We start from the raw sequence: 24,665 nt of genomic DNA, 5'->3' as shown, positions 1-24,665 counted from the left end.
AGGGGGAGCAGCGCGTCGTCGTTCTTCAACAGCACGATGCTGCGCCCCGCAACTTCGCGGGCGAGTGCGTGATGGGCGTCGACGTCGAGCGGCCCGGCGACCGGGGGCCGTTGCTGAGCCTTCGCGACGAGCTCGAGATTGCGCTCGGCCGCGGTGTCGAGCACGGCCGGATCCAGGGTGCCGTCGCAGATGGCGGCCACGATCTCCGCGTCGGTGACGCCGCCGCTGGACGGCATCTCCAGATCGAGGCCGGCGACCAGCGCGGCGACGCGCTCGTTGACCGCGCCCCAGTCGGAGACAACCAGGCCTTGAAATCCCAGGCGGTGCGCAAGGTGTCGGTCAGCAGCCACGGATTCTCCGAGGCGTAGACGCCGTTGATCTTGTTGTAGGAGCACATCACCGTCCACGGCTGCGACTGCCGGACGACGTGGGCGAAGCCGCGCAGATAGATCTCGTGAAGCGGCCGCGGATCGACGTCGGCGGACACCCGCATCCGGTCGGACTCCTGATTGTTCACCGCGAAGTGCTTGAGCGACGACCCGACGCCGCGCGACTGGATGCCGTCGACGAGGGCGCCGCCCATCCAGCCGGCGACGAGCGGATCCTCGGAGAAGTACTCGAAGTTTCGGCCGCACAGCGGGGATCGCTTGATGTTGATGCCCGGCCCCAGGACCACGGCGACGTCTTCGATCGCGGCTTCGGTCCCGATGGCCCGCCCCATGCGCTGCGCGAGTTCGGGATCGAAACTGGACCCGAGGCCGACGGCGGGCGGGAAGCAGGTAGCGGGGACGCTGTCGTTGATGCCGAGGTGATCTCCCGCCCCGGCCTGCTTTCGCAGACCGTGCGGGCCGTCGGTCAGCATCATCGACGGAACGCCCACGCGCTCAACGGCTTTGGTGTTCCAGAAGTCGGCGCCACTGGTGAGTGACGCCTTCTCCTCGACGGTGAGTTCGGCGAGCAGATCTCGAGTGGAGTCGGCCATGGTGGATTCCTTCGCGTCAGGGGGAAGAAGTCAGGGGAGAAGTGGCAGCACGGAGGCGTAGGCCTCGGGTTCGTCGCGGACCGGGAGGTCGTAGACCCGCGAGATATGCGTCGGTGCTTCGTTCTTCGGCCATCCCGGATCTCCGTCGACGATGAACTCGGCGGCGGCGCCGTGCACTCGGTCGGCGAGTTCCTGCGGGGGATGCGGGCCGGTGAGCGGGTCCAGCGACGGGCCGTCGAGCACGTCGAAGAAGAAGGGCACGTCGATGCAGTGTCCGGCGAAGCCGAATTCACCTGACGGCCAAGCGAATCGGAAGGTCCACGTCGGCGCCGACCCGCGCGCGGGGACGATCGTGGGGATCGAGGTGCGGAAGATCTTGTCGGAGAACAGCCGTCCGGCGAGGCGTCCCTTGCCTTTGGCGACGACGTCCCGGTTCGCCTCGAGGTACGGGCTTCGTGACGCGGTCGGGACGCCGAGGAGTCGCAGGATCAGCCCGGTGGGGACCAAGCGAAGAACGTTCGCGGCGGCCGGGCTCGTGGTCAGCATGGCGAATTCGTCGTCGGCCGTCCCCAGCACCAGTGGTTTGTCGGCGCCGATGCCGAGCCGGAACGACTCCGCGCTCGGACGCTGGATCAGTTCGCCGTCGATCACCGGGCCCACGGCCATGCCTCCGGCGAGCGTCTTGCGGATCATGGCGAGATTCATCGACGTCGACTTCTTCTGCAGGTCGAGGACCTGCTGCTCGGTCAGCGACCGCCAGCCCGTGAGCGTCGGAGCGACCTTGCCGCGCTCGGCCATGGATCGACCGAATTCCTGGGCTTCGGCCATCGTGCCCTCGGCGACGAAGCCGGACATCGAGTACACGCCGTGGAACAGGTGCTGGGCCGATTCCATCCCGAGGAGTGTCATCACCGCGCCGCCGCCGGCGGACTGGCCTGCGATGGTCACCCGATTCGGGTCGCCGCCGAACGCGGCGACATTGCGTTGCACCCATTCGAGGGCCAGCAGCCAGTCTCGGACACCGCGGTTCGACGGAGCGCCGTCGATCCAGCCGAAGCCGTCGAACCCGAGGCGGTAGGAGATCGTCACGGTCACGATGCCGTCGCGGTTGAAGTTGCGGCCGTCGTACCAGGGGCTGGCGGGGGAGCCGGCGAAGAAGCCGCCGCCGTGGATCCACACCATCACCGGCAGTCCCGCACCGTCCGCGGGGGTCGGGTCGGGTGTGAAGACGTTGACGTTCAGCGTCGAGTCGCCGGGGATCGACGGCTCCGGAATCAGCACCACGCCGTCCACCGCACGTTGCGCGGTGGCGCCGTACTCGGTGGCTTCCAGCACGCCGTCCCACGGTGCCTTCGGCACCGGTGCGGCGAACCGCAGGTCACCGACCGGCGGTTCAGCGAACGGGATGCCGACGAAGGCAGCGGACTTCGCGTTGCCACGACCGCCGGTCGTCGGCCGCCAACTGCCGCGAACGACGCCGGTGTCGATCCGTACCTCCGGGTGCTCTGCGAGCGAATCGTTGTGTGGCTCAGCGGATCCCATAGCCCGGACTTTACTCAGGTCGGACCGTCCGTATTGCCCGGGTTCGATAGCTCGGTCCGACATTTCGTAGCCTCGCAGACTCAGTGACGGGGGTAACAATTGCACGTGCACGGGCGTACTCTGGATTGCCCGAAGCGAGAGGTGCCAGTCATGTCAAAGCGCGTCAATCGGACTATCGCGAGGATCGTCGCAGTCGCTGTGACAGTCAGTTCCGCCGCACTGCTCGGCGTGGCCGGTGAGGCCAATGCCGAAGTGAAATCGGGAAACTATGTCTCCACGACGTGGTCGTCCGGAATCATTCTCCTGCAGCGCAACGCACAGGTCCGCGGGGGCGATCTGGTGCTGATCGGCAGGTACAAGATTCATCCCACGCGCACCGGCGGCTACGTCGACGTGATGCCCGGCCACCGCATCATCCTGAACCGCGACGGCCACGGCGGCTACAGGGGCCCGGCGTACTTCAACGGCGCGGTGATCGGCTCGATCACGTTGACGCCTCGTCGGTGAGCACCCCGGGAACCACCTGAGAACCATTGCGGCGGTGGCGATATGGCCGTACGGATGGATCCAATAGCAAATTGTCTACTCGTAGGTAGGGTGTTCGCTGAAATTCACCCGAGCGCCACCGCCTATTATTGACCCCCATGAGCATCACTTCAGGCGCCGCAGGTGTCGCCGATCGCATCCGGAACGCGACGTTGGCACAGCGGGTCACATCCGCTGCCGAGGCCGTGAAGCACATCGGACCCGGCGACACCGTGGCCATCAGTGGCTTTGCCAGCGGCGGCACGCCCAAGGTGACGATTCCGGCGCTGGCCGAGCGGATCCGCGAGGTGCGAGCGGGTGGCACGGACTTCACCATCAACCTCCTCACCGGGGCGTCGGTGTCGAGCGATACCGAGCGTCTGCTGTCGGAGGTGGAGGGCATCGCCCTGCGCATGCCATACCAGTCCGAGCCCACCGCGCGGCGCCGGATCAACAACGGACAGATGGACTACGTCGACATCCATCTGTCGCACGTTGCGCAGCAGGTGTGGCAGGGGTACTACGGCCACGTCGATATCGCCGTCGTCGAGGTCGCCGGGATCACCGAGGACGGGGAACTGATTCCGTCCGCCTCGATCGGCAACAACAAGACGTGGCTCGACGTGGCCGACAAGATCATCCTCGAGGTGAACTCGTGGGTGCCTGCGGAGCTGGAGGGTATCCACGACGTCTACTACGGCACCGCGCTGCCGCCGCACCGCAAGCCGATCCAGATCACTCGCGCCGACGACCGGATCGGTCAGCCCACCTTCCGGGTGGATCCGGAGAAGGTCGTCGCCGTCGTCGAGACCCATGCGCGGGATGAGGCCAGTGCGCTGACCGAGCCGGATGCGGTCAGCAAGGCCATCGCCGGGCACGTCCTGGACTTCTTCGACTACGAGGTGCGTGCCGGCCGCATGCCGGCCGACACGCTGCTGCCGATGCAGGCCGGTATCGGCAACGTCGCCAACGCGGTGCTCGGCGGTCTCGACCGCGGCGGATACAAGAACCTGACCTGCTACTCCGAGGTCCTGCAGGACAGCATGCTGGCGCTGATCAAGGACGGCACCGTCGCGCACGCATCGTCGACGTCGTTGGCGCTGAGTGAGGCCGGTCTCGAGGAGTTCGTCGCGAACATCGACGTCTATCGCAACCACATCACGCTGCGGCCGCAGGAGATCAGCAACCACCCGGAGGTGGTGCGTCGCCTCGGCGTGATCGCGATGAACGGCATGCTCGAAGCCGACATCTACGGCAACGTGAACTCCACGCACGTGATGGGCACCAAGATCATGAACGGCATCGGCGGGTCCGGCGACTTCACTCGCAACGGATACGTGTCGATGTTCCTGAGCCCGTCCACCGCGCGCAACGGTGCCATCTCCGCGATCGTGCCGATGGTGCCGCACATCGATCACACCGAGCACGACACCCAGGTGATCGTCACCGAGTTCGGCCTGGCCGATCTGCGCGGCCTGTCGCCACGGCGCCGCGCCCGCGTGATCATCGACAAGTGTGCGCACCCGGACTACCGGCCGATGCTCAATGACTACCTCGAGCGCGCCGAGGCAATGCCCGACGCCGGGCAGACCCCGCACCTTCTCGGCGAGGCTTTCAGCTTCCACCAGCGCTTCGGGGAGACCGGCTCGATGCGCGGCTGACGCACTGTCACACCGGATCTGTCGCCTGGGCGAGAAGTCCCAGGAGGACAGCGCGGATCGCGTTCTCCAGCGACCGTTCGAAGCCGTCCGGCAGGAACGTGAGGCCGGGGTCGGCCGCATACGCCTCCTGCACGGCCGCGGGCGGATGCGCGTTGATCCAGATGGTGCCGACCAGCATCACGATGAGCTTGACGGCGTCGACCGTCGCCGGTTCGTCGAGTTCCGGCAGCGCCCGTCGTAGAGCGGCGGCGAACTCACCGGAGGTTTCGTACCCGGCGCGCTTGTAGTCGGCAGCAGTGGCCGCGCTGATATTGCGTTCGAGGGCACCGGCCTGGGCGTCGAGCAGTTCGCACATCGTCGGCTGCTTCGCGAACTCGGCGCTCAGTGCTGCGGCGACGGCGGCGGCCCTGTCGGTTGCGGAGTGCTGCGGGACGACGTCGGACGACAAGCGCGCGCTCGCCAGTGGGAAGAAGTCCTTCACCTGGGAGACGAGCAACTCCAGCAGCACGGCTTCCCGCGACTCGAAATAGCGCATCACGTTCGACTTCGCCAGGCCGACGCGACGGCGACGCCGACCGGACGCAGCCTCAACATCGGCTGGTTCCTCGTCGAACTGGCCAGTGTCCTTGCCAAGTTCGAGGACACCCACGATATCGTCCTGGCGACCCAGGACGGCGCCGTGCCGTCGCTGGAAATCAACGGTCTGGCGCTCGGCATGCACGGTGGCGAGAGCCTGGGCGCCGACACCGCGAGCACCATGATGCAGTGGGCCCTCCCCGGTGCGACCCCCGCCGCTGTGCGGGCGAAGAATCCGGAACTCGTTGCACGACGCGACGCCGAAAAGCACCGTGACGCCGCCGACGACCTCTCGCTGGCCGAATTCGACTTCATGTTCGCACCCGGCGGCCACGCCCCGATGGTCGACTTCCACGACAATCCCGTGCTGGGCGAACTGCTGAACAGCCTGCGCGAGAACGCGATTCCCATCAGCCTGATCTGCCACGCACCGGTGGCGATGACGTCGGCCCGCTATCGTCTCGACGCCGACGGCGTGCCCATCGTGAACGACGATCACGCGTTCAAGGGTGCGCGGGTCACGACCGTTCCGAAGTACGGCGAGGTCCCGATGTTCAAGGTCGGATACCCGAAGATTCGGGGGAGAAGACGCGCCCGCGGTACTACGTGGACGAGGCGCTCAAGGACGCCGGCTACGACGTGTCGTTGACGCTGAATCCCTCCGCGATCCGGGTGATCTGGGACGAGGAGCATCTGCTCTTGACCGGCAACGGGCCCCAGTCGGTCGACGCTCAGGCCGACAAGCTCTTCCAGATCGTGGCGGCGCGATCCGGCGCCCCGGCGTAGTAGTGCTTGCGACGAGGGAGCGCGCGGCGCCGCTACCTCACGCGGGACAGGCTCGCCGTACCGATCCCTCGGCCCGAACCGAATCGGTAGGCCAGCTTGTCGCCGTCCATTCTGAGCTCCAGGTCCACTTCCTCGACGCACTGACCGTTGACGGTGATGGTTTCGTGGATCTTCAGAACATCGCCGGCCATCTGCGCGCCGTGTAGCGTCCCGCTGCACCGGAGTTCGGGGTATTCGACGGTGCCGACCACGGTGCGACCATCGTGACGCAGGGTGAGGACCGTGGAATAGTCGCGGCTGCTACTTGGCTGGTCGACGGGACCCGTCCACGTGCCGAGCATGGGCTCGACCAGCGCGCGATCGATCTCGGCGCCGACCCTGTCCGTCGAATCGGTGGGGGTGACCTGAAAGGTGACGTCGTCCGTCATCGAAGCGGTCCGAACGATGCCTTCGAGTTGGGTCCACAGCGCGCCTCCGCCGTCGACGACGATCCCGATCACCTCGGCTGCGGATCCGCCGACCACCGAGCCGACACAACTGGCTGCTGACTGCATCACTGCGGCGGCGATGGTTCCTGTGGAACTCTGCAGGAGGTCGGTCGCGCAGCTCGCCTTGGTCATGTTCTTGGCGATCTGGTCGGGACCGAAGATGTCGACGGCCAGAGCTCCTGTGCGAATCTGCGATAGCACGGGATTCACGACGGCTTTCACTTCGGTGGCCACGAAGCTGTCGGTGGTGAGGATTGTCGTCGCCTCGGGGAGGAGCAGCGCCGCACCCCGAGTCAGGGCGGGGTCCGCGTTGCCCCAGGCGCTGGCGGTGACTGCGCTCGACAACTTGAATGTTGTCGGCAGCATGGGCCTCCATTGTGGATCGGTGGCGACGGTCCACGTCAGACCGGAATTGGATTGAAGGGAGAGCTCAGCGTCGGACCCGTTCGTCTCGATGCAGGGATACAGCACGTTCCCGGCGACTTTTGAGACCCGCGCACTTCCCGCGGCGTTCACGCCATCGCCGCGATAACAGCTGGGTGGTTCAGAGGAGATGTTGAGGGCCGTGCCGATGGCGTCGCCCGCATACGCGCCGTACCGGTTGACGTCGAAGACGACTGGCCAGAATGTGCTCAAGTGCGTGGTCTCCGTCGCCAGCCGCTGTCCGGGAATGCGGGGCAGTAATTCGACCTCGCCGTCGGTCTCGGTCAGGACGAAGTTGGCCTTCTCGTTCGCCACCTTCGTGAACTCGATGGAGATCGGTGTGGCCGGTTGTCGTCCGTCTTCGAGAGTGATGTCCGCGGCCGGGCCTGCTGCGGTGGCGAATTGAGCCCAGTCGCCGGGCAGCGCCGCCTCACTCGGAGTGACGGTGACCTCGGTGCCGACCGGCGCGACACCGCCGTCGGCGCGTACCACGAAGTCCTCCGAGGAGAAGTCGATCCCGGTGTCGGTCACCACCGAAGCGCTGGAAGCCGCCGTGGACGGCATGGCGCGGCCGTCTGTCGAACAGCCGACGATGCCCAGTAGTAGGACAGCGGTGCTGACGGCGCCGAAGCGGCGGCTCAAGGTGGTCACGAGGCTCCCAGCGGTCTCCGAAACTGTTGTAGCTGAAACTATCCCTTGGCCGAATGGAACGGTGACTCATCCGGGCCGTGTCGAACCTGGTCGGTTCGTGTTGGCCGCCCGTGTCAGGTGCCGCAGAAGGTACGAAATCCGGCGCTGAACGATTCCGGTGCCGGGTCAGCCAGATCCGACCACTCGTCGCGGGGCTCGTAGGGGTGGGTGACCGCGTCGAGCAGTCGGTGGAACGGGACGAGGTCGCCCGCGGTGGCCGCGCGCAGCGCGTCGTCGAGCCGGTGATTGCGCGGAATGTAGACGGGGTTCACCGCATCCATCTCGGCTGCGATCTGCGCCGGGTCCACACCGCGGTCGGCCAACGCCGTCCGCCATCGAGCCAGCCACGGAGCGCTCGCCTCTCGGGGCAGCGCGTCGTCGAGCGGTGCGGGATCGCCCCGCAGTTCGTCGGCCAAGGCACGGAAGGTGCCGGTCCAGTCGAGGCGGTGGTGATGCATCAACGTCAGCAGGTCGTCGAGCAGCGAGCGGTCGATCGCGAGGCCGACGAGGCCGACTTTGGCGCTCAAGCCGGTGGCGAAGTGGCGCTCGTAGTGGTCATCGAAGGCTTCGAGTGCGGCGGTGGCCGCGGCGATTCCGTCGTCGGGAACGGGGGAGATGAGCGTCAGCAGTGCCTCGGCGAACCGGGCCAGGTTCCACTTCAGGGCCGCGGGCTGGTTGCCCAGCCGGTAGCGGCCGCCGTGGTCGATGGAGCTGAACACCCCGTCCGGGTCGTAGGCGTCGATGAAGGCGCAGGGGCCGTAGTCGATCGTCTCCCCGGAGATGGTGGTGTTGTCGGTGTTCATCACGCCGTGGACGAAGCCGACGAGGATCCACTGGGCGACCAGTGCGGCCTGCCGCTCGATGACGGTTTCCAGGAACACGAGGTAGCGATTGCGGTCGCCGCTCTCCGGCAGTTCGGCGAGGTCGGGGTAGTGACGGTTGATCGCGTAGTCGGCGAGCGGCCGGAGAAGGTCCGGGTGCCGGACGGCCAACTCGAAGGTGCCCACGCGCAGATGGCTGGCCGCCACGCGTGCGAGCACCGCCCCCGGCTCGGCGCCGTCACGGTGGACGTCGCGCCCGGTGGCCACGACCGCCAACGATCGGGTGGTGGGGATGTCGAGCGCGTGCATCGCCTCGCTGACGAGGTACTCGCGCAGCATCGGTCCGATCACGGCGAAGCCGTCGCCGCCGCGGGAGAACGGGGTGGGCCCGGACCCCTTCAGTTGCAGATCGAACCGGCGTCCCGCGGTGTCGACCAATTCGCCGAGCAGTAGCGCGCGCCCGTCGCCGAGCATCGGTGCGTAGCCGCCGAACTGGTGACCGGAGTACGCGGTCGCGACCGGGGTGGCGTCGGCCGGGCGTGCTGCACCGGACAGGATCGCGACACCGTCGTCGCTGCGAAGAGCCGCAACGCTCAGTCCCAGCGACTCTGCGAGTTCGTCGTTCAGGATCAGAAGCGTCGGCTCCGGGACTTCGGCACCCTGCCACGCGACGGTCAGCGGGGCCAGCGCCTCGGCGAAGGTGTTCTCGAAACCCGCGATCGCGGTGCTGGTGGGTGCGGGGGACTCTGGTGCGGCGGACACGACTGCCAGGGTAGCCGGGTCGACGACTGCGCCGGTTTCATCGCGCTACGGGTAGACGATGCCGGTGTGGGTCTGGGCGAACTCCCAGAGCTGCGCGCCGACCGCGGAGTCGTGGACGACGGGACTGTCCTGGACCACTGCGGGAGCACCGGTCAGCTGGAAGGGGCCGGACGGCCCGAAGTACTGCCCGCCGTCGGCTGTCGGATCGGTGGCGGCGCGGAGCGTGGGAAGCGCTCCGGTGTACGCGTCGTTGATGAACAGGCGCAGGACCGGCCAGGTGAATCGGCTGTGGTAGGCGCGCTGGATCCACCTGCTGCGTTCGCGCATCACGCCGGTCCGGGCGGCACCGGGGTGAGCGGCGAGCGAGATTGCGCGCGCTCGGGTCGCGGTGAAGCGGCGATCGAGTTCAGCCGCAAAGATCAACTGGGCGAGTTTGGCTTCGGCATAGGCGCCCATCGGTGTGGTCGTGCTGCCGACGCCCAGTCTCGTCGGATCGAGGCCCTTCGCGCGATGTGCGAGGCTGCCGACCGTCACCACGCGCGCGGCGGGAGCGCGAAGCAGGCCCGGGCTGAGGAGTCCGATGAGCGCGAAGTGGCCGAGGAAGGTCGACGCGAAGCCCAGTTCGATTCTGTCGGCGTTCCGGACGACCTCGGTCGGGATGTACCCGGCATTGGCGACCACGATGTCGATGGTGCGGTACTGCGCGTTGATGAGCTCGGCGCACCGGCGAATGGAGTCGGCATCCGCGAGATCCAGCGACACCACGACGACGTCCGCACCTGGATTCTCAGCGACGATTTGGGCACGGGCCGTCGCGGCGGTGCTCTGCGTACGACAGGCCATCACGACAGTCGCGCCGAGTCGCGCCAGCCCGCGCGCGGTTTCGTACCCGATACCGGAGTTGGCGCCGGTCACCACCGCGACCCGCCCCGTGAGATCGGCGGCGTTCTCGAGCGTCCAGCGTGCACCTGCGTCCTTGCGAGACACCCACGAACTCCCGTCGTCATGATTGGCCGGAACCCGTGTTCGGCACGATCAGGTTACAAGGGGGCCGTTCGATGGCCGTCAGCGATGGAGCCGATCGGCTACGACTCATCGCGCGAGTTCGCGTGAGGGCGGCTGCGGCCACATTGTCACCCGGGCTAGCTTGGCATTGAGGTCGCGTGTTCCGTTCAGTACAAGCTGTGACGACGTTCGTACTACCGCTCGCCCAGTCGGCGGCCGAGATCGATCTCGGGCAATGCCACGGAGGACTCCACGTTGTCTATGTCAAAGAATCTTGACGTTAAGCCGATGTCATCGATTGTGATTCGATGGCGGAGTTCCGTCGGCCAGGCTTCCAAGTCAGGGTCGCGAGTTGACGGCTGTCGTTGCCGCTCGCTGGCAGTTCGGAGGTCGGGGAAGTCGCGGTTGATCGCGTAGTCGGCGAGCGGTCGCAGGGTATCCGCGCAAAGATCAAATGAGCGCGTTTGATTTCGGCGTAGGCGCGCATCGGTGCGGTGGTCTCGCCCCCCCGGTCCCCAGCACCATTACGTCACTGTGATGTAATGGTGGCCGAGGCTGCCACAGCGGGGCGGTTGGTTCCGGGACTGTTCTGGAAGTCGATCTCAGTGGGTCGAGATGCTGCGTTTGCGCTATCGGAAATCTGGCGACGAAGGTGCTGGCGAGAGTTGGCGGTCTTGTTCGGTGGCCAGGCCGGCGGAATCGGTCGCTGGCTTCAGCTTGCGTAGCGGTCGTTGCTCGAGTTCGGGTGAGGGCGGCCATCCATTGCCGGATCCAGCTACGCTATCAATCGTGCCGATAAGATACATTATGTCAGGTAATGGTCCAGGCGCCGCCGGCCACCATTCTCTGCGCGGGTCCCCACCTGTCGGTACATCAGCTTCGGTAGATGTGAGCTCGATGGTCGATGGCGAGGATGACGATGGTGTGTAGCTCGTCATCGATCCGAAACAGGACTCGGTAGTCACCGCGTCGTGCGCTGTAAGTGCCGGCGAGCTCGTTGCGAAGCGGCTTGCTGAGCTGGCGGGGATTCCCGGCGAGCGGCCCCGCAATGAACTCGAGGACTGCATGGACAATGCGGCCCGGCAATCGGGCCAGGGAGCGCTTGGCTGCCGACGCGAACTCGACTGCGTACGGCCCGTCGCTCATTCGCCGATGTTGAACTCGGACTGAAGGTCCGCGAGCGAGGTGGTCTGCCCTGCGGCGTACTCGCGATCGCCGGTGGCGATGGTCTCGCGAATGCCTGACTGCGAGAGCCAGTGGATCGTCTCGTTCAGCTCGTCGAGGTCGTCGGCCGAGATGAGCACGGCCGCCGGCCTGCCGTGCTTGGTGATGGTCACGCGGTCGTGTGTCTTGTCGACACCGTCGATCAGTGCCGACAGCCTGTCTTTCGCTTCGCCGAGCGGCACTGTCGTCATGCTTCGAATACTAGCCAATGTTTAGGCCAGATTCTAGATGCGAGTGGAGAGGTTGCGTGTTGCTGATAATGGGCAGGTGCCGGATATGGATGTGGAGCTGTACCTCGACGCCGTGGTGGCAGCTGCCCGTCAGGCGCTCGGTGCCGACTTCGTCGGTGTGTACGCAGCAGGCTCGTTGGCGCTGGACGCCTACCAACGTGGGCGCAGTGATATCGATATCGCCGTCGTCTCTTCACAACCGCTGACCATGTTCGCCAAGCATGACTTGGTCGCACGGCTACGACACAGCGCGTTGCCGTGTCCGGCTCGTGGCGTGGAGCTCGTCGTCTACACCCTTGCCACCGTGCAGTCCGGCACCGCCGATCCGGGCTTCGAGCTCGAACTGAACGACGGCGCAGCAATGGCGTTCCGGCAGACCTTTCACCCGGCAGACCGTCCGGCCGCTGATGGCGCCTTCTGGTACGGAATCGACCGCAGCATTCTGCACCAGAGCGGCCGGGCGCTGGCGGGTCCCCCGGCCTCGGACGTGTTCGCCGAGCTGCCGCCCGACGCGCTTCGAGAACTTCTCATCGAGTCGCTGCGTTGGTGGATGGCGCTACCCGGACAGGACGACGACAAGCCGGCGGTCGGCGCCGACGACGCGGTGCTCGGCGCCTGCCGGGCGCTCGTTCGTCACCGCTACGGGACATGGCTGTCCAAGGTCGCAGCGGGCCGCCGACTCCTCGCCGTCGGCGATCAGTGGAGTGACATCATCGAGCGGTCGATCGCAGCCCGCGCCGGTGGTCCCCCGCCCACCGGCCGACGGGCTCGGGAGTTCCAGCAGTCCGTTCTGCAGGAGATTCTCGCCTCGAATTGACCCGCAGCCGCGGATGGCTCAATCCTCGTCGAGCAGATGCGGCACGACGAAACGGTCGATGTAGGCCAGTTCTGCGTCGGCGTCGGGCTCGGGCAGGGTGATCAGTCCGACGATGGTGCGGGCCAGCCAGCGGGCCGTCGCTGCCGATTCCGCGGAGCTTGCCGAGTCCGCAGTGAAACCGTCGAGCGCGGCGGCGATCACCTCATGCGAGATCGCGATGCGGGCAGGTAGACCGGCCTCCAGCTGGAACCACGGACCGAGTGTCGGGTCGTCGCGGACCGCCGCGAGCGTGAACACCACGCTCATCCGTACCTGCTCGCGCCGCGGGGTCAGCGCCGCGACCTTGGCCGCTACCGCCGTCACGATCCGCTCGGTGACGAGCGCGATGTAGTCGCTGATCAGCTCGTCACGGGACGGGTAGTACCGATACAACGTGGCGCGCGAGCAGTCCGCGGCGGCGGCCACGTCGGCCATCGTCACGGCCTCCACCCCCGAGGTGGCGAACAGCTCCTCGGCGGCGGCCAGGATGCGCGCCGCGGCGAGCTGTCGGCGCTCCTGCGCCAGCCAACTCTTAGGCACGGGCGCCCATCCGCATCGGGACGACGGTGGGCCGTCGAACGTAGTTTCCGGCGGCGTACTCGATGCCGTCGACGTCGACCTCGAAGTCCGGATAGGCGGCCAACAGTTCTTCGAGTGCGACGCGGGCCTGCATGCGCGCGGCGGCCGCGCCGAGGCAGTGGTGGTTGCCCTTGCTGAAGCTCATGATCTGGGTGGGCGCGCGATGGATGTCGAGTGCTGCCGCGTCGTGGCCCCAGCGTCGCTCGTCGCGGTTCGCCGACGCATACAGCAGCAGCGTCTTCTTGCCGGCCGGGATGGTGGTGTCGCCGATGGTGATGTCGCGGCTGGTGCAGCGGGCCAAGCCCTGCACGGGCGAGGTCAGCCGCAGGAACTCTTCGATCGCATCCGGCAGCAGAGTGGGGTCGTCGATCAGTTCGCGACGCTGATCGCGGTACTCGCTCAGCAGTGCCGACGCACCGCCGAGCATGCCGGTGGTGGTGTCGTTGCCGCCGGCCACCATCGTGAAGGTGAACGCCAGGATCGACAGCAGTCCGCCGGGGTTCTCGGGGTCGTCGGCCAGCCCGGCCGCCACCAGGTGCGAGACCGTGTCGTCGCCCGGGTTCTTCTTGCGGAACTCGATCAGTCCGCTGAAGTAGCCGAGCATCTCCCCGACCGCCTGGCCCGCGGTGACCATCGCCCCCGCGAGATCGCCGCCCGGATTGGCGCCGACCACCGACTCGGTCCAGCGATCGAACTGCTGCCGGTCGCTCTCGGGCACGCCGAGGTAATGCGCGACGACCATCGACGGCAGCGGCTTGAACAGGTGCTCCACCATATTCAGTTCGTCGTCGGTGTCGATCGACGCCAACTGCGTCCGCACGTACTCGCGCACCGTCGGCTCCACCTCGCGGACCTGCTTCGGCGTGAAGCCGCGCGAGACCAGCTTGCGGAAGTCGAGGTGCTCTGGCGGGGCGAGCATCACCATCGGCGGGTTGTCGGCCATGCCGATCGCTTCGAGTTCCCCGTAGGTCACCGTGAGCCCGCGGCCGGAGATGAAGTCGGCGGCGTTGGTGGCCGCGGCGGTCACGTCGTCGTAGCGGCTCAGCACATAGAAGTCGGTTGCACTCCCCTCCTCGCCGACGCGGTGCACCGGCGCATGGTCGCGCAGCCACGCGTAGCTGCCGAAGGGGTCCCGCCACGTCGGTCCCGAACGCAGGGTGAAGCCGGCGTCGGCGTAAGACATAACCTCATTCATGTCTCAACTTTGAGTCGGAGCGGTCGCTATGTCAAGAGCTTGGCGGTGTTGCTGAACGCGACGGTCAGCCGAAGCCCTGCTCGCGTGCGGCGTCGACCTGCGCTTTGACCTCGTGGTATCCCGCGACCCGGGCGATCACTCGATCGGCGGCCGAGTCGCCCGTCGGTGACGGCATCGAAGCCTCGACGCCGTAGACCATGCCGTGGAGCTCGCTGTGCAGGCGTGCGCGTTCGGCGTCGTTCAGCGCGTCCTCGCGGTCCTGGCGGAGCGACTGGTCGACGAGGTCGGCCTCGGCCGCGCATTGCGCGATCAGGTCGACGCGTCGATTGGCACCGGCCTCGAGAGTCTCGGCGGCACGCTGCGCATCGGCGAGGAGTCGGCGATCGTCGTCGTTGGGGCGCGGCAGCGCCGCGAGGCGTGCGGCGGTACCGCGCAGCGCATACGCCTGCGCGAAGGAATCGGTGATGCCGGCGAGGTCGGAGGAGAAGTCGACGTCACCGAGCCAACCGGCCTTCGCCGCCTCCGACCGCGCGACCTGTTCGGCTGCGGCGACGGCGCCGTCGATCCGGGCGATCGCGCGTGGCCCGACGGTGTCGATGCGCTGCTGCTTTGCGGCCCTGGCTTCCTCTTCGCGTCGGCGCTCGCGCGAAGCCTTGGCGGACGCGGTGCCAGCGGTGATCGCCCAGACCACGAGGGCAATGACGATCGCGCCGACGATGATCGGCCAGAATTTGACGATCACGCCGAGTACGAGGACGACGGCGACGGTCGCGAAACACCCCACATTGCTGTCGGACTGCTTGGCCACGCTCGTGCACCTCCCCTTGTGAACCGTGTCCCCAGCCTATGCGGCCCTGCCGACAAAAGGGGGCCCGGCCGCATCGGCGGCCGGGCCCTCGAGGAGGTGCGGGGTCAGTTGGCGGGGACTTCCTTGCCCATCACGGTGACGGTGACCTTGTTGGTGGCAGAGTTCCAGGTGATGGTGCCGTGCTCGAAGGTCGACTCCCGGACGTCGCCGTTGACGGTTTCGTCGCTCGTCGCGGCGCCGAGCGGCCCCTCGGAGCCTTCCTCGCCGTCGTCCGACGGCATGCCCTCCGCATTGCGTTCGACGTTCCACGCGTCGCGGATCTTGCCCCACGTGATGTAGGCCGGGGTGCCGGCGTCGCCGTTGCGGGCGGTGATCACGCCGCCGTCGAACTGCTGGTACACCACGCCGTTGTCGCTGGTGCCGGAGGCGTCGTCGCCGGTGAGAGGCTTGCCCAGATCGGCCTTCTGTTCGTCGGTGGCCGCGCTGTACTTGGCAGCGATCGGGCCGGTGAGGGTCACGGTGCTGCCGTCGGCGGCGGTCAGTTCCACCTTGCCTGCGTCCTTGGCGTCGTCGACGGCCGACGAGGCTGCGGAGGCGACGGCTGAGGTCGCCGAGGCCGCGGTGTCCTTGTTGTCGTCGCTGCTGCAGCCTGCGGCGAGGAGGGTGACGGCCGCGAGGCCCGCGATGATTCCAGCTGTCTTGCGGTGAACGATCTTCTGCATGGTCCTCCTCCGTTGATGACTGGGACGACGGCGACCGAGCCTGCGCCCGGCCCCCCATCGAGGCTATCGGCCTGTCGGTAAGTCGGTGGAAAATTCGTGTCTCGAACACTTGAACTAATGGAGATTCGAGCGTAATGTCGAACATACGAACGACGACATAGTATGTGAAGGCATATTCTGAGGAGGTGGGCCGGTGGCTACTCGACGACCGTCGCGCCACACCGTCACCGTGCCGTGGTGTCCCCTGCCGCAGCCCGTGCCGTCGCCGTGGGTCTTGGAGGACCTGTCGCCGCTCGGGCTGGAGGATCCCGAGCCCACGCTTCCCGAGGCCGATCAGGTGAACGGACTCCTCGACGTGCTGGTGAACATCGCCGAAGGTGAGAGCTTCCTGGCCTACCGGCGGCTGCGGGCGGTCTGGGACATCGTCGACCTCGTCCTGCTCGAAGCCGGCGAGGAGCTGGCGGCGTCGCAGGAATCGGAAATGTTCGACCCCTATCGGCAGGCGGCGGCTCGGGTGGCGACCGCCCTCCGGATCTCTCGCGCGGCTTCCGAGAAGTTGGTGGCCTTCGCGGACGCGGGCACCAACCGGGTGCCCGCGTTGCTCTCTCAGCTGCGCGACGGCCGCCTCACCCCGATGATGTTCGAGACCTGCGTCCGACGTGTCGAACTGGTCAGTGTGGAACACATCGACGAAGTCGACTACACGCTCGCCGAGACTTTGGGCGGCGTCGGCGCACTCTCGCAGCGACGCACCGAAGCCATCGTCGACCGTGTGGTCTACAAGATCGATCCCGACGCCGACCGTCATCGCCGTGATCGTGCCGAACTGCGGAAGGATGCCCGGGTCAAGCCGATCGACGACGGGCTCGCGAGCCTCATGGTGATCGCGTCCGCCGAGGACGCGGCCCTGGCGATGGGTGCCGTGGAAGCACTGGTGGACGCGTGCTGCGACCACGATCCGCGTTCCAAGCGAGCTCGCCGGGCCGCCGCGGCGATCGCCCGGCTGCGCGGGCTGCCCTTCACCTGCGCGTGCGAGCGCGACGACTGCACGGCCACGCTCGACGACGACGGCCTGTCCACTGCGCAGGCCAAGATCGTGCTGTACGCGATCTGCGATTCCAGCACTCTCGCCGGCGGTGACGAACCCGGCTACCTGGACGGCCACGGCGTGCTCTCCGCCGAGCACGTTCGCGATATCGCCCAGCGTGACGAGACGATCGTCCGCCCGGTGGATCTCGCCGATCTGATCGAGCCTGCTGCGCCGGTGGCTCCGGTCGATACTTCGGCGGAGGCGTCTGATCCTCCGCCCGGCGCCCGACAACGACCCCGCCCCGACAACCCGGACGCCCGTCTGGGCGAGGAAACACGTCCCGAGCCGGAATTTCGGATCTCCCGGACCGCGCTACCCAGCGATCCGTACCGGCCCACGACCACCACCGCGGTGATCGCCCGATTCCTGTTCGGAACCTGCACCACGCCGGGCTGCACGCGGCCTGCGTGGCGGTGCGATCTCGACCACGTCGAAGAGTTCGACCAGATCTGCCCGGATCGGGGCGGGCCGACGTGCCTGTGCAACCTGAATCCGAAGTGTCGGCATCACCACCTGCAGAAAACCCATGGTCGGACGCGCATCATCGACGGCAGCGTGGGTGCCGAAGCGGACTGGCGCGTGGAGTCCTGGTGGTGCGACGACCAGTTCGTCGACGAGAACGGCGACTACTGGACCTCCACCACCACGCCGGAGGGCTACACGGTGGCGCAGAAGGCGCTCAATCAGTGGCTCTTCCCCGGACTGGGCCGGCTCCGCTGCCCGCACATCGAGAACGGCGTCCGAGTGTCGACGACGAGCAGCGCTCCGGCGCCGCGACGAGCGCAGACCCGGACCGAAGCCAAACACGCCTGGCGCCGGGCACACCGAGCACGCAACCGTAGGCGGTCGGAGGCCGAAGCGATCGCCAATCCCCCGCCGTTCTGACCGCGGCGGCGGGGCCCCGGCGACGGACCTACCATGCGTGCATGGACCTCTATGTCGCCCCGGACGGACAACCGCGCTGCGGCTGGGCCGCCGACGGGCCGCTGATGCTCGGCTATCACGACACCGAGTGGGGCTTCCCCGTGCACGACGACCACCGTCTCTTCGAAAAGGTCAGCCTGGAGGGCTTCCAGTCCGGTCTGAGTTGGCGCACCATCCTCACCAAACGGCCCGCGTTCCGGGAGGTCTTCGAGGGCTTCGACCCCGTCCGCGTCGCCCTGTTCACCGACGACGACGTGGAGCGACTCCTGACCGATGCCCGGATCATCCGGCACCGCGGGAAGATCGAAGCGGTGGTCAACAATGCGGCCCGTGCACTGGAGCTGATGGACGACGCCGGCAGCCTCGCCGCGTACTTCTGGACGTGGGCGCCGCCGGCGGGCGAGATCGTCGCGCCGGCGACCATGACCACCTCGCCGTCGTCGATCGCGATGGCCAAGGATCTGAAGAAGCGAGGATGGAAGTTCGTCGGACCGACGACGGCGTTCGCGTTCATGCAGGCGATGGGCCTGATCAACGATCACGCCGAGGGCTGCACCACCCGCGGAGCGGTCGAGGAGGCCCGTCACCGCTTGTGACAGACTGGGTTTACGTGACCAGACTCAAACGGGGAGAGTTGTGCTCGGCATCATTCTGTTGATCATCGGCGGAGTCGGTCTTGTCCTGACTCTGCTGTCGCTGGTCGGTGCCGAAATCGGCAGCTTCGACGTCGACCTGGGCGATTCCGGAGTCGGCTGCACCTCCATTCTCATGCCGTTCGTCACCGGCTTCGGCCTGCTCGCCGGCGGGCTGATCGTCTTCGCCGACGCCAATGCCGCCGGTGCACTGATCTCCGGTGCTCTCGCCGGCCTGGCCCTCGCCCTCGCGGCCGGCGTCACCGCGCGCTGGCTGTGGCGCTCGGGCCAAGAACTGCCGGAGATCGACGTGATCGGCAGCTCGGCTCGCATCGTCGACCCCGTCGGCGCGGGCCGCTTCGGCACCGCCGAGGTCTCCACCACGCTCGGCGACCAGCAGATCACCGTCACCGCCGACCGGGACTTCACCCACAACGAGCGCGTCCGCGTCGTCGCCAAGCTCGACGACCGCGATGCCTACCTCGTCGAACAACTTCCCTTTTCCGACCTCGATTAAGGAACCGCTTCACCCATGTCTTCGATACTGATCGCCATTGTCGTCGTTGTCGTTCTGCTGGTGCTGATCGTGCTGCTCCTGCTGTCCCGCTACCGCGTGCCCGGTGCGGAGGAGGCGTTCATCGTCACCGGTACCGGCAAGGGCCACCAGGGCAAGGTCTACCGCGGTACTGGAACCTTCGTCCTGCCCGTGGTGCAGCGCGCCACCCGGGTCCAACTGTCGTCGATCAAGGCCGACCTGGACACCTCGACGCCCGCCAACGACGGCATCGAGCTCAAGGTCCGCGGCGTGGCCGTGGTGAAGGTCGGCGATACGCCGGAAGCCATCCTCAAGGCCGGTCCGCGTTTCGGCGACGACCTCAACCGCGTCAAAGCCCTTGTCACCGAACAGCTTTCCGGTGAGCTGCGCTCCATCGTCGGCACCATGACCGCCAAGAGCATCCTCGTCGATCGCCAGGCGCTGGTGGATCAGGTGGCGCAGTCCATCAAGGAGATCCTGGGCAACCAGGGTCTGCTGCTGGACAGCTTCTCGATCAACGACGTCCAGGACTCCGACGGTCAGTACTTCAGCGACCTCGCGGCCAAGGAGCGGTCGGATCAGGCCGCCATCGCCGCGCAGTCGCGCGCCGAAGCGCACCGCGTCGCCGAGCAGAGCCGTATCGCCAACGAGCAGGCCATCATCGAGCAGCAGCGTGAGCTCGACATCGAGCGCGAGCAGGCCCGTCAGGCCACCGACCGCGCCGCCGCCGAAGCCGACGCCGTGCGCCCGCTGGTCGAGGCCGAGCGTCGCCGCATCCAGGTGGAGAAGGACAACGAAGTGGCCGAGCAGACCGCACGTCTGCGCGACACCGAGCTCGACGCCGAGGTGCGTCGCCCGGCTGAGGCCGAGCTGTACGCCGCGCAGCAGCGCGCCGAGGCTCGCAAGGCCGAGATCGTCGCCGAGGCCGCCGCGCGCGCCGAAGGCATCCGGATCACCGGTGACGCCGAGGCGCAGGCCCTCGAGAAGCGCGCCGAGGCCCTCGGCAAACTCGACTCGGTAGGTCAGCTCGAACTGGTCCTCGGCAAGCTGCCGGCCATCGTGGCCGCGGCAGCCGAGCCGATGCGCGACGCGTCGATCACCCTGGTCGGCGACGGCGTGGATCCCCTCTCGCGCAGCGCGGGCACCGGTGTGGCCAGCAGCCTCGAACTGATTCGCGGCACCACCGGCATCGACGTCGCCGAGATGCTGAACAACCTGGGCGGCAAGGACACGCAGGAATGAGCCTCGGCAGCGCGCTGTCGTTGGCGCGCGGACCCCAGTGGCGGAATCGGATGGTGTTGGCGCCGCTGACCAATCTGCAGAGCGGCGACGACGGCGTGCTGTCGAACGACGAGTACGACTGGTTGGTGCGCCGCGGCGACGGCGGCTTCGGCCTGGTGATGACCTGCGCGGCGTACATCCGCGACGACGGCCACACCTTCCCCGGTCAGCTCGGTGTGGCCGGACCGAAGCACCTGCCCGGACTGCGGCGCCTGGCCGACGGCATCCGCGCCACCGGGGCGGTCAGCTCGATTCAGCTGCAGCACGGCGGGCGCCGCAGTGACGGTGCCCTCGACTCGGCGCTCGTCGCGCCGTGGGACGACGCAGGCAAGGGCGCGACGGCGCTCACCACCGAGGGGGTGGAGCAGGTGGTCGCCGACTTCGCGGCCTCCGCCGCACTCGCCGAGCAGGCCGGTTTCGACGGCGTGGAGATCCACGGCGCCCACGGCTACCTGCTCTCCCAGTTCCTCGACGTCCGCAGCAATCAGCGCACCGACCGCTACGGCGGGAGCACCGAGAACCGGTTCCGCGTGATCCACGAGACGGTGGCCGCCGTGCGTGCGGCCACCGGCCCGAACTTCCAACTGGGGCTGCGCTTGTCGCCGGAACGCTACGGCGTGCCGCTAGTGGAGGGGCGGGCGCTGGCTGCCGAGGTGCTGGCCGACGGCCAGATCGACTACCTCGACCTCTCGCTCTGGGATGCGTTCAAGGAGCCCTACGAGGGCGAGCACCAGGGCACGGGACTGTTGGACTACTTCACCGACCTTCCGCGCGGGCACGTGCGGCTCGGCGCCGCAGGCAAGATCCTGTCCGCGGCGCAGGCCGCCGAGATCCTCGAGCGCGGAGCCGACTTCGCGGTGATCGGCACCGGCGCGATCATCCACCACGACTTCGCCCGGCGGGCCACCGCCGACCTCGGTTTCGAGTCCGAACCCCAGCCCTTCCCGGCTCAGCGCTTGCGCGACGAGTCGGTCGGGCCGGAGTTCCTGAACTATCTGTCGACCGGCTGGGACGATTTCGTCCTCGCCGACTGAGCTCGTCTACCGGGCGCGGCGGCGGGGACGCAGGCGGCTGTTCGGCAGCGGCGGCGCCGGGATCCGCTCGTCGGCGGTCCAGCCGGCGACGGTGCCGAAGCGCTCGGCGTGCTCCTCCCACTGCTCCCGGTATTCGACGATCTCCTCGTGGGTGCGGCCGACGAAGTTCCACCACATGATGAGGTCCTCGTCGAACGGCACGCCGCCGAGCAGGATGATCCGGGCCTGCGTGGCGCCGGGATTGGCCAGGGTGAGCGTGCTGCGCCCGGGTCCGGCGTAGCCCATCGCCGACCGCTCCAACTCCACGCCGTCGAACCGCAGGGTGTCGGTGTCGAGCAGCGCACCGTGCTCGAAGCTCGGATCCACCTCGACGGTCACCTCTGCGCCGGCATCGAGGATGATCTCGGCACCCAGCATCGGGGTGGACGTGGACACCGGCGACGACGATCCGACCAGCGTGCCGATGAATACGCGCACGCTCCCGACGTCGCCGGGCAGCGGCACCGACTCGGGCGCATGGAACTGAAAGTCCTTCTGCCCGTTGCGATCTGCGTCGGGCAGTGCGAGCCATAACTGCACGCCGTGCAGCACGTCGGTCTCCGGCGTAGAGATCTCCGAATGGCTGATGCCGTAACCGGCCGACATCAGGTTCAACTCCCCCGGACGCACCATGGCATGCACGCCATTGCTGTCGGTGTGCTCGATCTCGCCCTCGAAGAGCCAGCTGACCGTCGCCAGTCCGGTATGCGGATGCGGCAGCACCCGCATGCCCCCGGAATCGTCGACGCGATCGGGCCCGTAATGGTCGGCGAAGCACCACGCGCCGACCATCGAGCGGTCCTTGGTGGGCAGCGTGCGTTGCACCAGCATGGCGCGCGGACCGCCGAGCGGCACCCTGCGCGCCGGGATCACCTCGAGGCCGGACTCCGGTGCTCCGGTGCATTCGGTCTCGACGGGGCCGACCTCGACGTTGCTCATGCCGCGAGCCTCGTGTCCTCTTCCCGCTACAGGCCCAAGACCTGAGCCTTCTTGGCAGAGAATTCCTCTTCGGTCAGAATCCCCGCGTCGCGCAGCTGCGCGAGCTTGGTCAGCTGCTCCACCTGATCGTCGATGGCGGTGGACGCCGAGGTCGCGGGAGCTGCAGGGGGCGCCGGGGCGACGTACTGCGGAGTAGCGGCGCCCTGGGCGGCCCACCGCTGCTGCTGGCGGCGCTGGACGCGGCCGTGCACGGCGCTGGCGACTCCGGCGCGGGCGGCTGTCTTGAACAAGCTCATGGATGACTCCTTGCAGAAAGTGTGCGGAAAGTGGGGCCGGGCAGGTCAGGCGTCGAGAGAATCGAGCGCGGCTTCGAGGTCGTCGATCGCGACCGGGCCCTCGGCGATGACGGCGGCACCGTCGGCGGCGAACGCCTCCAGCACACTGCGCATCCCGAGCTCTTCGTAGATCACGACGCACGCGAGCGATCCACTGGTGACGGCACCGCTCACGGTGGCGATGTCGTCCTCGTCGAGCAGGCCGGTCACCGCGCCGTCGAACTCGGCGAGGTCCAGACCGTCGATCGAACCGAGGTCGTGCGGGACCACCGTCGACAGCGTGCCGTCGGCGTTCTTGCGGAAGAACTCCAGGTCGATGAGATAGAGCGAACCGCGATCGACGCGCTCGACGAGGGCGGCGAAACCACCCGCGCCGATCTGGCCGCCGGGAAACTCGAGGATCAGGTAGCCCACGGGGCCGAGATGCTGTTCTGGCATGAGGCCACATTACCGTGGCCGCACGTCAGTGTTCGGCGGTAGCGGTGATCGCCCCGATACTAGGCACGAACCGCGACGGGAGCAGACACCACGAGTGCGGGGATGTCGGCGACCGAGTCGAGGATGTGGTCCGGGCCGGCCGCCGCCAACAGCGCGCGTCCGGTCTGGCCGGTCAGCACGCCGACCGCGGTGGCCCCGGCGTTGCGCCCGGCCTGCACGTCGACGGCGGTGTCGCCGACGGCGATCACCCGGGACACGTCCTGCACGCGGCACCGCTCCATCGCGCGGAAGATCATGCACGGCGCCGGACGGCCCGCGGGCACGTCGTCGGTGGTGACCACTGCGTCGAGCTGCTCGGCACCTCAGCCCAGCGAGGCCAGGAGCGGCTCGGCGACGGCGCGGTCGAAACCGGTGGTCAGCGCCACCTTCACGCCCCGGGCGCGCAGTGCGGCGAAGGTTGCGGCGGCGCCGTCGATCGCCTGCGGCGGATGCGCGGCGTAGGTCTCGGCCAAGATCGCGCGGAAGCGGTCGAAGGCGGCGAGCACGGTGTCGTGGTCGGCCTCGATGCCGCCGAGTCGGGCCAGGTTATCGATGGCGGTCACCTTGTCGGTGCCCATCCAGTGCTGCAGGTCGGCGGGAGCGACGGTGGCGCCGAGCTCCTCGACGCAGATGCGAAGGGCGTCGTACACGGCGCCGCCGTCGTTCACGGTGGTGCCGGCGATGTCGAAGGCGACGAGGTCGAAGGCCGTGGGGTCGGGCATGAGAGAAGATCCGTTTCTGTGCGGGTGGTTGGTTCAGGCGAGCCGGAGGAGGGAGCGGCCGCCACCGGCGGCGGTGAGCCGGTTGTCGATGGTGATGACGCAGTGGCCGGGTACGTAGCGGTCGTCGGCCGACTCGAGGATGCGGCCGGTGGAATCGGAGGTGATCCGGCAGGCCCGCAGCAGCGGGGAGCCGACCGACACAGCGAGCTGTGCGGCGTCCTCGGCGTCGGCGGCCACGGCGTCGACGCGATGGCGGGCGCTGTCGAGGTCCACGCCGGCGGCCAGCAGGAAGCGGTTGAGCGACCCGGCATCGGGGTCGAACTCCATCAGGAGACGGCCGACGTCCCAGATGAACGTCGAGCGCTCCAACAGGGCTGGCGTGCCGTCGAGCGTCCGCAGCCGCACCAGGGACAGCACCGGATCACCCTCGGCGATGTGCAGTTCTTCGGCGGTCTGCGCATCCGCGCGGTGCCGCGACTGCAACAGCGTGTGCTGCCCCGGTTCGCGACCCTGGGCCCGTGCCCACGCGGTGAACGAACCGAGCTCACTCGACGGATGGGCGGCGCCGCCGCGGACGGTCGGCGCCTTGCCCCGGCCGCCGACGAGGAGGCCTTCGGCGCGCAGCGCGGCCAAGGCCTGCCGGACCGTGCCGCGGGACGCGCTGAACTCGCGGCACAGCTCGGCTTCGCTGGGGGCGCTGGACCCGGCCGGCCAGGCGCCGGACGCGATGCGTTGCCGCAGTTCCTCGGCGAGACGCTGGTGGAGAGGGGAAGTCACACACT

Annotated in this window: 26 protein-coding genes and 1 pseudogene; 10 read left to right on the top strand and 17 right to left on the bottom strand. The window is 67.9% G+C overall.

Annotated features, from left to right (window positions below):
• Positions 1-25 precede the first annotated feature (25 nt).
• Both MUG78_RS18330 and MUG78_RS14705 read right to left on the bottom strand, forming a co-directional pair.
• Entirely contained in the window at positions 26-982 is a 957-nt protein-coding gene (locus tag MUG78_RS18330; RefSeq protein WP_308221368.1) for a glycoside hydrolase family 3 protein, read from the bottom strand.
• Between the two features lie 30 nt (positions 983-1,012).
• Entirely contained in the window at positions 1,013-2,524 is a 1,512-nt protein-coding gene (locus MUG78_RS14705; protein ID WP_246996020.1) for a carboxylesterase/lipase family protein, read from the bottom strand.
• Positions 2,525-2,722: 198 nt separating this feature from the next.
• Between MUG78_RS14705 and MUG78_RS14700 the strand changes: the two genes are divergently transcribed.
• Positions 2,723-3,031 carry a hypothetical protein gene (locus MUG78_RS14700; protein WP_308221367.1) on the top strand — a complete coding sequence of 103 codons (309 nt, stop codon included), beginning with the start codon at positions 2,723-2,725 and terminating at the stop codon, positions 3,029-3,031.
• A gap of 137 nt (positions 3,032-3,168) precedes the next feature.
• On the top strand, positions 3,169-4,710 hold the full coding sequence (gene scpC / locus MUG78_RS14695) for a succinyl-CoA:acetate CoA-transferase ScpC (RefSeq protein ID WP_246996015.1): 1,542 nt from the start codon (positions 3,169-3,171) through the stop codon (positions 4,708-4,710).
• Positions 4,711-4,717: 7 nt separating this feature from the next.
• Here scpC and MUG78_RS14690 read toward each other — a convergent pair whose 3' ends face one another.
• A complete protein-coding gene (locus MUG78_RS14690; protein ID WP_246996013.1) occupies positions 4,718-5,359 on the bottom strand; it encodes a TetR/AcrR family transcriptional regulator in 642 nt (213 codons plus the stop codon).
• A 30-nt stretch (positions 5,360-5,389) separates the two neighbouring features.
• Here MUG78_RS14690 and MUG78_RS14685 point away from each other — a divergent pair, with 30 nt between their 5' ends.
• Complete coding sequence (locus tag MUG78_RS14685) at positions 5,390-5,935, top strand: DJ-1/PfpI family protein (protein ID WP_246996011.1); 546 nt, start codon at positions 5,390-5,392, stop codon at positions 5,933-5,935.
• On the top strand, positions 5,932-6,072 hold the full coding sequence (locus MUG78_RS14680) for a hypothetical protein (RefSeq protein WP_246996009.1): 141 nt from the start codon (positions 5,932-5,934) through the stop codon (positions 6,070-6,072). Before MUG78_RS14685 ends, MUG78_RS14680 begins: the two co-directional genes overlap by 4 nt.
• A 32-nt stretch (positions 6,073-6,104) precedes the next feature.
• On the opposite strand, the gene MUG78_RS14675 is transcribed toward MUG78_RS14680, so the two are convergent.
• The 5 genes from MUG78_RS14675 to MUG78_RS14655 all read right to left on the bottom strand — a co-directional run bounded on the left by MUG78_RS14675 (position 6,105) and on the right by MUG78_RS14655 (position 11,676).
• Entirely contained in the window at positions 6,105-7,298 is a 1,194-nt protein-coding gene (locus MUG78_RS14675) for a hypothetical protein (protein WP_246996007.1), read from the bottom strand.
• A 449-nt stretch (positions 7,299-7,747) separates the two neighbouring features.
• Entirely contained in the window at positions 7,748-9,256 is a 1,509-nt protein-coding gene (locus MUG78_RS14670) for a protein adenylyltransferase SelO (RefSeq protein WP_246996005.1), read from the bottom strand.
• Between the two features lie 45 nt (positions 9,257-9,301).
• Complete coding sequence (locus MUG78_RS14665; protein WP_246996003.1) at positions 9,302-10,243, bottom strand: oxidoreductase; 942 nt, start codon at positions 10,241-10,243, stop codon at positions 9,302-9,304.
• An 891-nt stretch (positions 10,244-11,134) separates the two neighbouring features.
• On the bottom strand, positions 11,135-11,407 hold the full coding sequence (locus MUG78_RS14660) for a type II toxin-antitoxin system RelE family toxin (protein WP_246996001.1): 273 nt from the start codon (positions 11,405-11,407) through the stop codon (positions 11,135-11,137).
• Positions 11,404-11,676, bottom strand: coding sequence for a type II toxin-antitoxin system Phd/YefM family antitoxin (locus tag MUG78_RS14655; RefSeq protein WP_246995999.1), 273 nt, complete (start codon positions 11,674-11,676; stop codon positions 11,404-11,406). Before MUG78_RS14655 ends, MUG78_RS14660 begins: the two co-directional genes overlap by 4 nt.
• Positions 11,677-11,761: 85 nt before the next feature.
• Here MUG78_RS14655 and MUG78_RS14650 point away from each other — a divergent pair, with 85 nt between their 5' ends.
• Positions 11,762-12,532, top strand: coding sequence for a nucleotidyltransferase domain-containing protein (locus MUG78_RS14650; RefSeq protein WP_246997079.1), 771 nt, complete (start codon positions 11,762-11,764; stop codon positions 12,530-12,532).
• Positions 12,533-12,550: 18 nt separating this feature from the next.
• On the opposite strand, the gene MUG78_RS14645 is transcribed toward MUG78_RS14650, so the two are convergent.
• The 4 genes from MUG78_RS14645 to MUG78_RS14630 all read right to left on the bottom strand — a co-directional run bounded on the left by MUG78_RS14645 (position 12,551) and on the right by MUG78_RS14630 (position 15,875).
• On the bottom strand, positions 12,551-13,111 hold the full coding sequence (locus tag MUG78_RS14645; RefSeq protein ID WP_246995997.1) for a TetR/AcrR family transcriptional regulator: 561 nt from the start codon (positions 13,109-13,111) through the stop codon (positions 12,551-12,553).
• Positions 13,104-14,345 carry a cytochrome P450 gene (locus tag MUG78_RS14640; RefSeq protein ID WP_246995995.1) on the bottom strand — a complete coding sequence of 414 codons (1,242 nt, stop codon included), beginning with the start codon at positions 14,343-14,345 and terminating at the stop codon, positions 13,104-13,106. The genes MUG78_RS14645 and MUG78_RS14640 overlap by 8 nt, the downstream gene beginning before the upstream one ends.
• 64 nt (positions 14,346-14,409) lie before the next feature.
• Positions 14,410-15,153, bottom strand: a complete 744-nt coding sequence (locus MUG78_RS14635; RefSeq protein WP_246995993.1) for a hypothetical protein — start codon at positions 15,151-15,153, stop codon at positions 14,410-14,412.
• Between the two features lie 104 nt (positions 15,154-15,257).
• On the bottom strand, positions 15,258-15,875 hold the full coding sequence (locus tag MUG78_RS14630) for an LGFP repeat-containing protein (protein ID WP_246995991.1): 618 nt from the start codon (positions 15,873-15,875) through the stop codon (positions 15,258-15,260).
• 193 nt (positions 15,876-16,068) lie between these two features.
• On the opposite strand from MUG78_RS14630, the gene MUG78_RS14625 reads away from it, so the two are divergent.
• The 5 genes from MUG78_RS14625 to MUG78_RS14605 are packed head-to-tail and all read left to right on the top strand — an operon-like array spanning position 16,069 to position 21,371.
• Positions 16,069-17,850 carry an HNH endonuclease signature motif containing protein gene (locus MUG78_RS14625; protein ID WP_246995989.1) on the top strand — a complete coding sequence of 594 codons (1,782 nt, stop codon included), beginning with the start codon at positions 16,069-16,071 and terminating at the stop codon, positions 17,848-17,850.
• Between the two features lie 41 nt (positions 17,851-17,891).
• The gene (locus tag MUG78_RS14620) at positions 17,892-18,485 is read left to right on the top strand and encodes a DNA-3-methyladenine glycosylase I (protein WP_246995987.1); all 594 of its coding nucleotides are present in this window, start codon (positions 17,892-17,894) and stop codon (positions 18,483-18,485) included.
• Between the two features lie 40 nt (positions 18,486-18,525).
• Positions 18,526-19,038, top strand: a complete 513-nt coding sequence (locus MUG78_RS14615; RefSeq protein ID WP_246995986.1) for a hypothetical protein — start codon at positions 18,526-18,528, stop codon at positions 19,036-19,038.
• Positions 19,039-19,053: 15 nt separating this feature from the next.
• Positions 19,054-20,298: a flotillin family protein gene (locus MUG78_RS14610; protein ID WP_246995984.1), complete on the top strand. Its 1,245-nt coding sequence runs from the start codon at positions 19,054-19,056 to the stop codon at positions 20,296-20,298.
• Complete coding sequence (locus tag MUG78_RS14605) at positions 20,295-21,371, top strand: NADH:flavin oxidoreductase (RefSeq protein WP_246995982.1); 1,077 nt, start codon at positions 20,295-20,297, stop codon at positions 21,369-21,371. Before MUG78_RS14610 ends, MUG78_RS14605 begins: the two co-directional genes overlap by 4 nt.
• A 6-nt stretch (positions 21,372-21,377) precedes the next feature.
• Here MUG78_RS14605 and MUG78_RS14600 read toward each other — a convergent pair whose 3' ends face one another.
• The 5 genes and pseudogenes from MUG78_RS14600 to MUG78_RS14575 form a co-directional block, all read right to left on the bottom strand.
• Entirely contained in the window at positions 21,378-22,349 is a 972-nt protein-coding gene (locus MUG78_RS14600) for a pirin family protein (protein ID WP_246995980.1), read from the bottom strand.
• Between the two features lie 26 nt (positions 22,350-22,375).
• Positions 22,376-22,645 carry an SHOCT domain-containing protein gene (locus MUG78_RS14595; protein ID WP_246995978.1) on the bottom strand — a complete coding sequence of 90 codons (270 nt, stop codon included), beginning with the start codon at positions 22,643-22,645 and terminating at the stop codon, positions 22,376-22,378.
• 45 nt (positions 22,646-22,690) lie between these two features.
• Entirely contained in the window at positions 22,691-23,122 is a 432-nt protein-coding gene (locus MUG78_RS14590; RefSeq protein WP_246995976.1) for a DUF6325 family protein, read from the bottom strand.
• A 59-nt stretch (positions 23,123-23,181) separates the two neighbouring features.
• A pseudogene (locus tag MUG78_RS18460) lies at positions 23,182-23,883 on the bottom strand (phosphonatase-like hydrolase).
• Between the two features lie 33 nt (positions 23,884-23,916).
• Entirely contained in the window at positions 23,917-24,660 is a 744-nt protein-coding gene (locus MUG78_RS14575; RefSeq protein ID WP_246995970.1) for a GntR family transcriptional regulator, read from the bottom strand.
• Positions 24,661-24,665: the final 5 nt, after the last annotated feature.

Source organism: Gordonia alkaliphila (genome assembly GCF_023017165.1).
In the GTDB taxonomy this organism is placed as follows: domain Bacteria; phylum Actinomycetota; class Actinomycetes; order Mycobacteriales; family Mycobacteriaceae; genus Gordonia; species Gordonia alkaliphila.
Note: the sequence above shows the minus strand (reverse complement) of the source record. Positions and strands in the feature narration are given on the sequence as shown.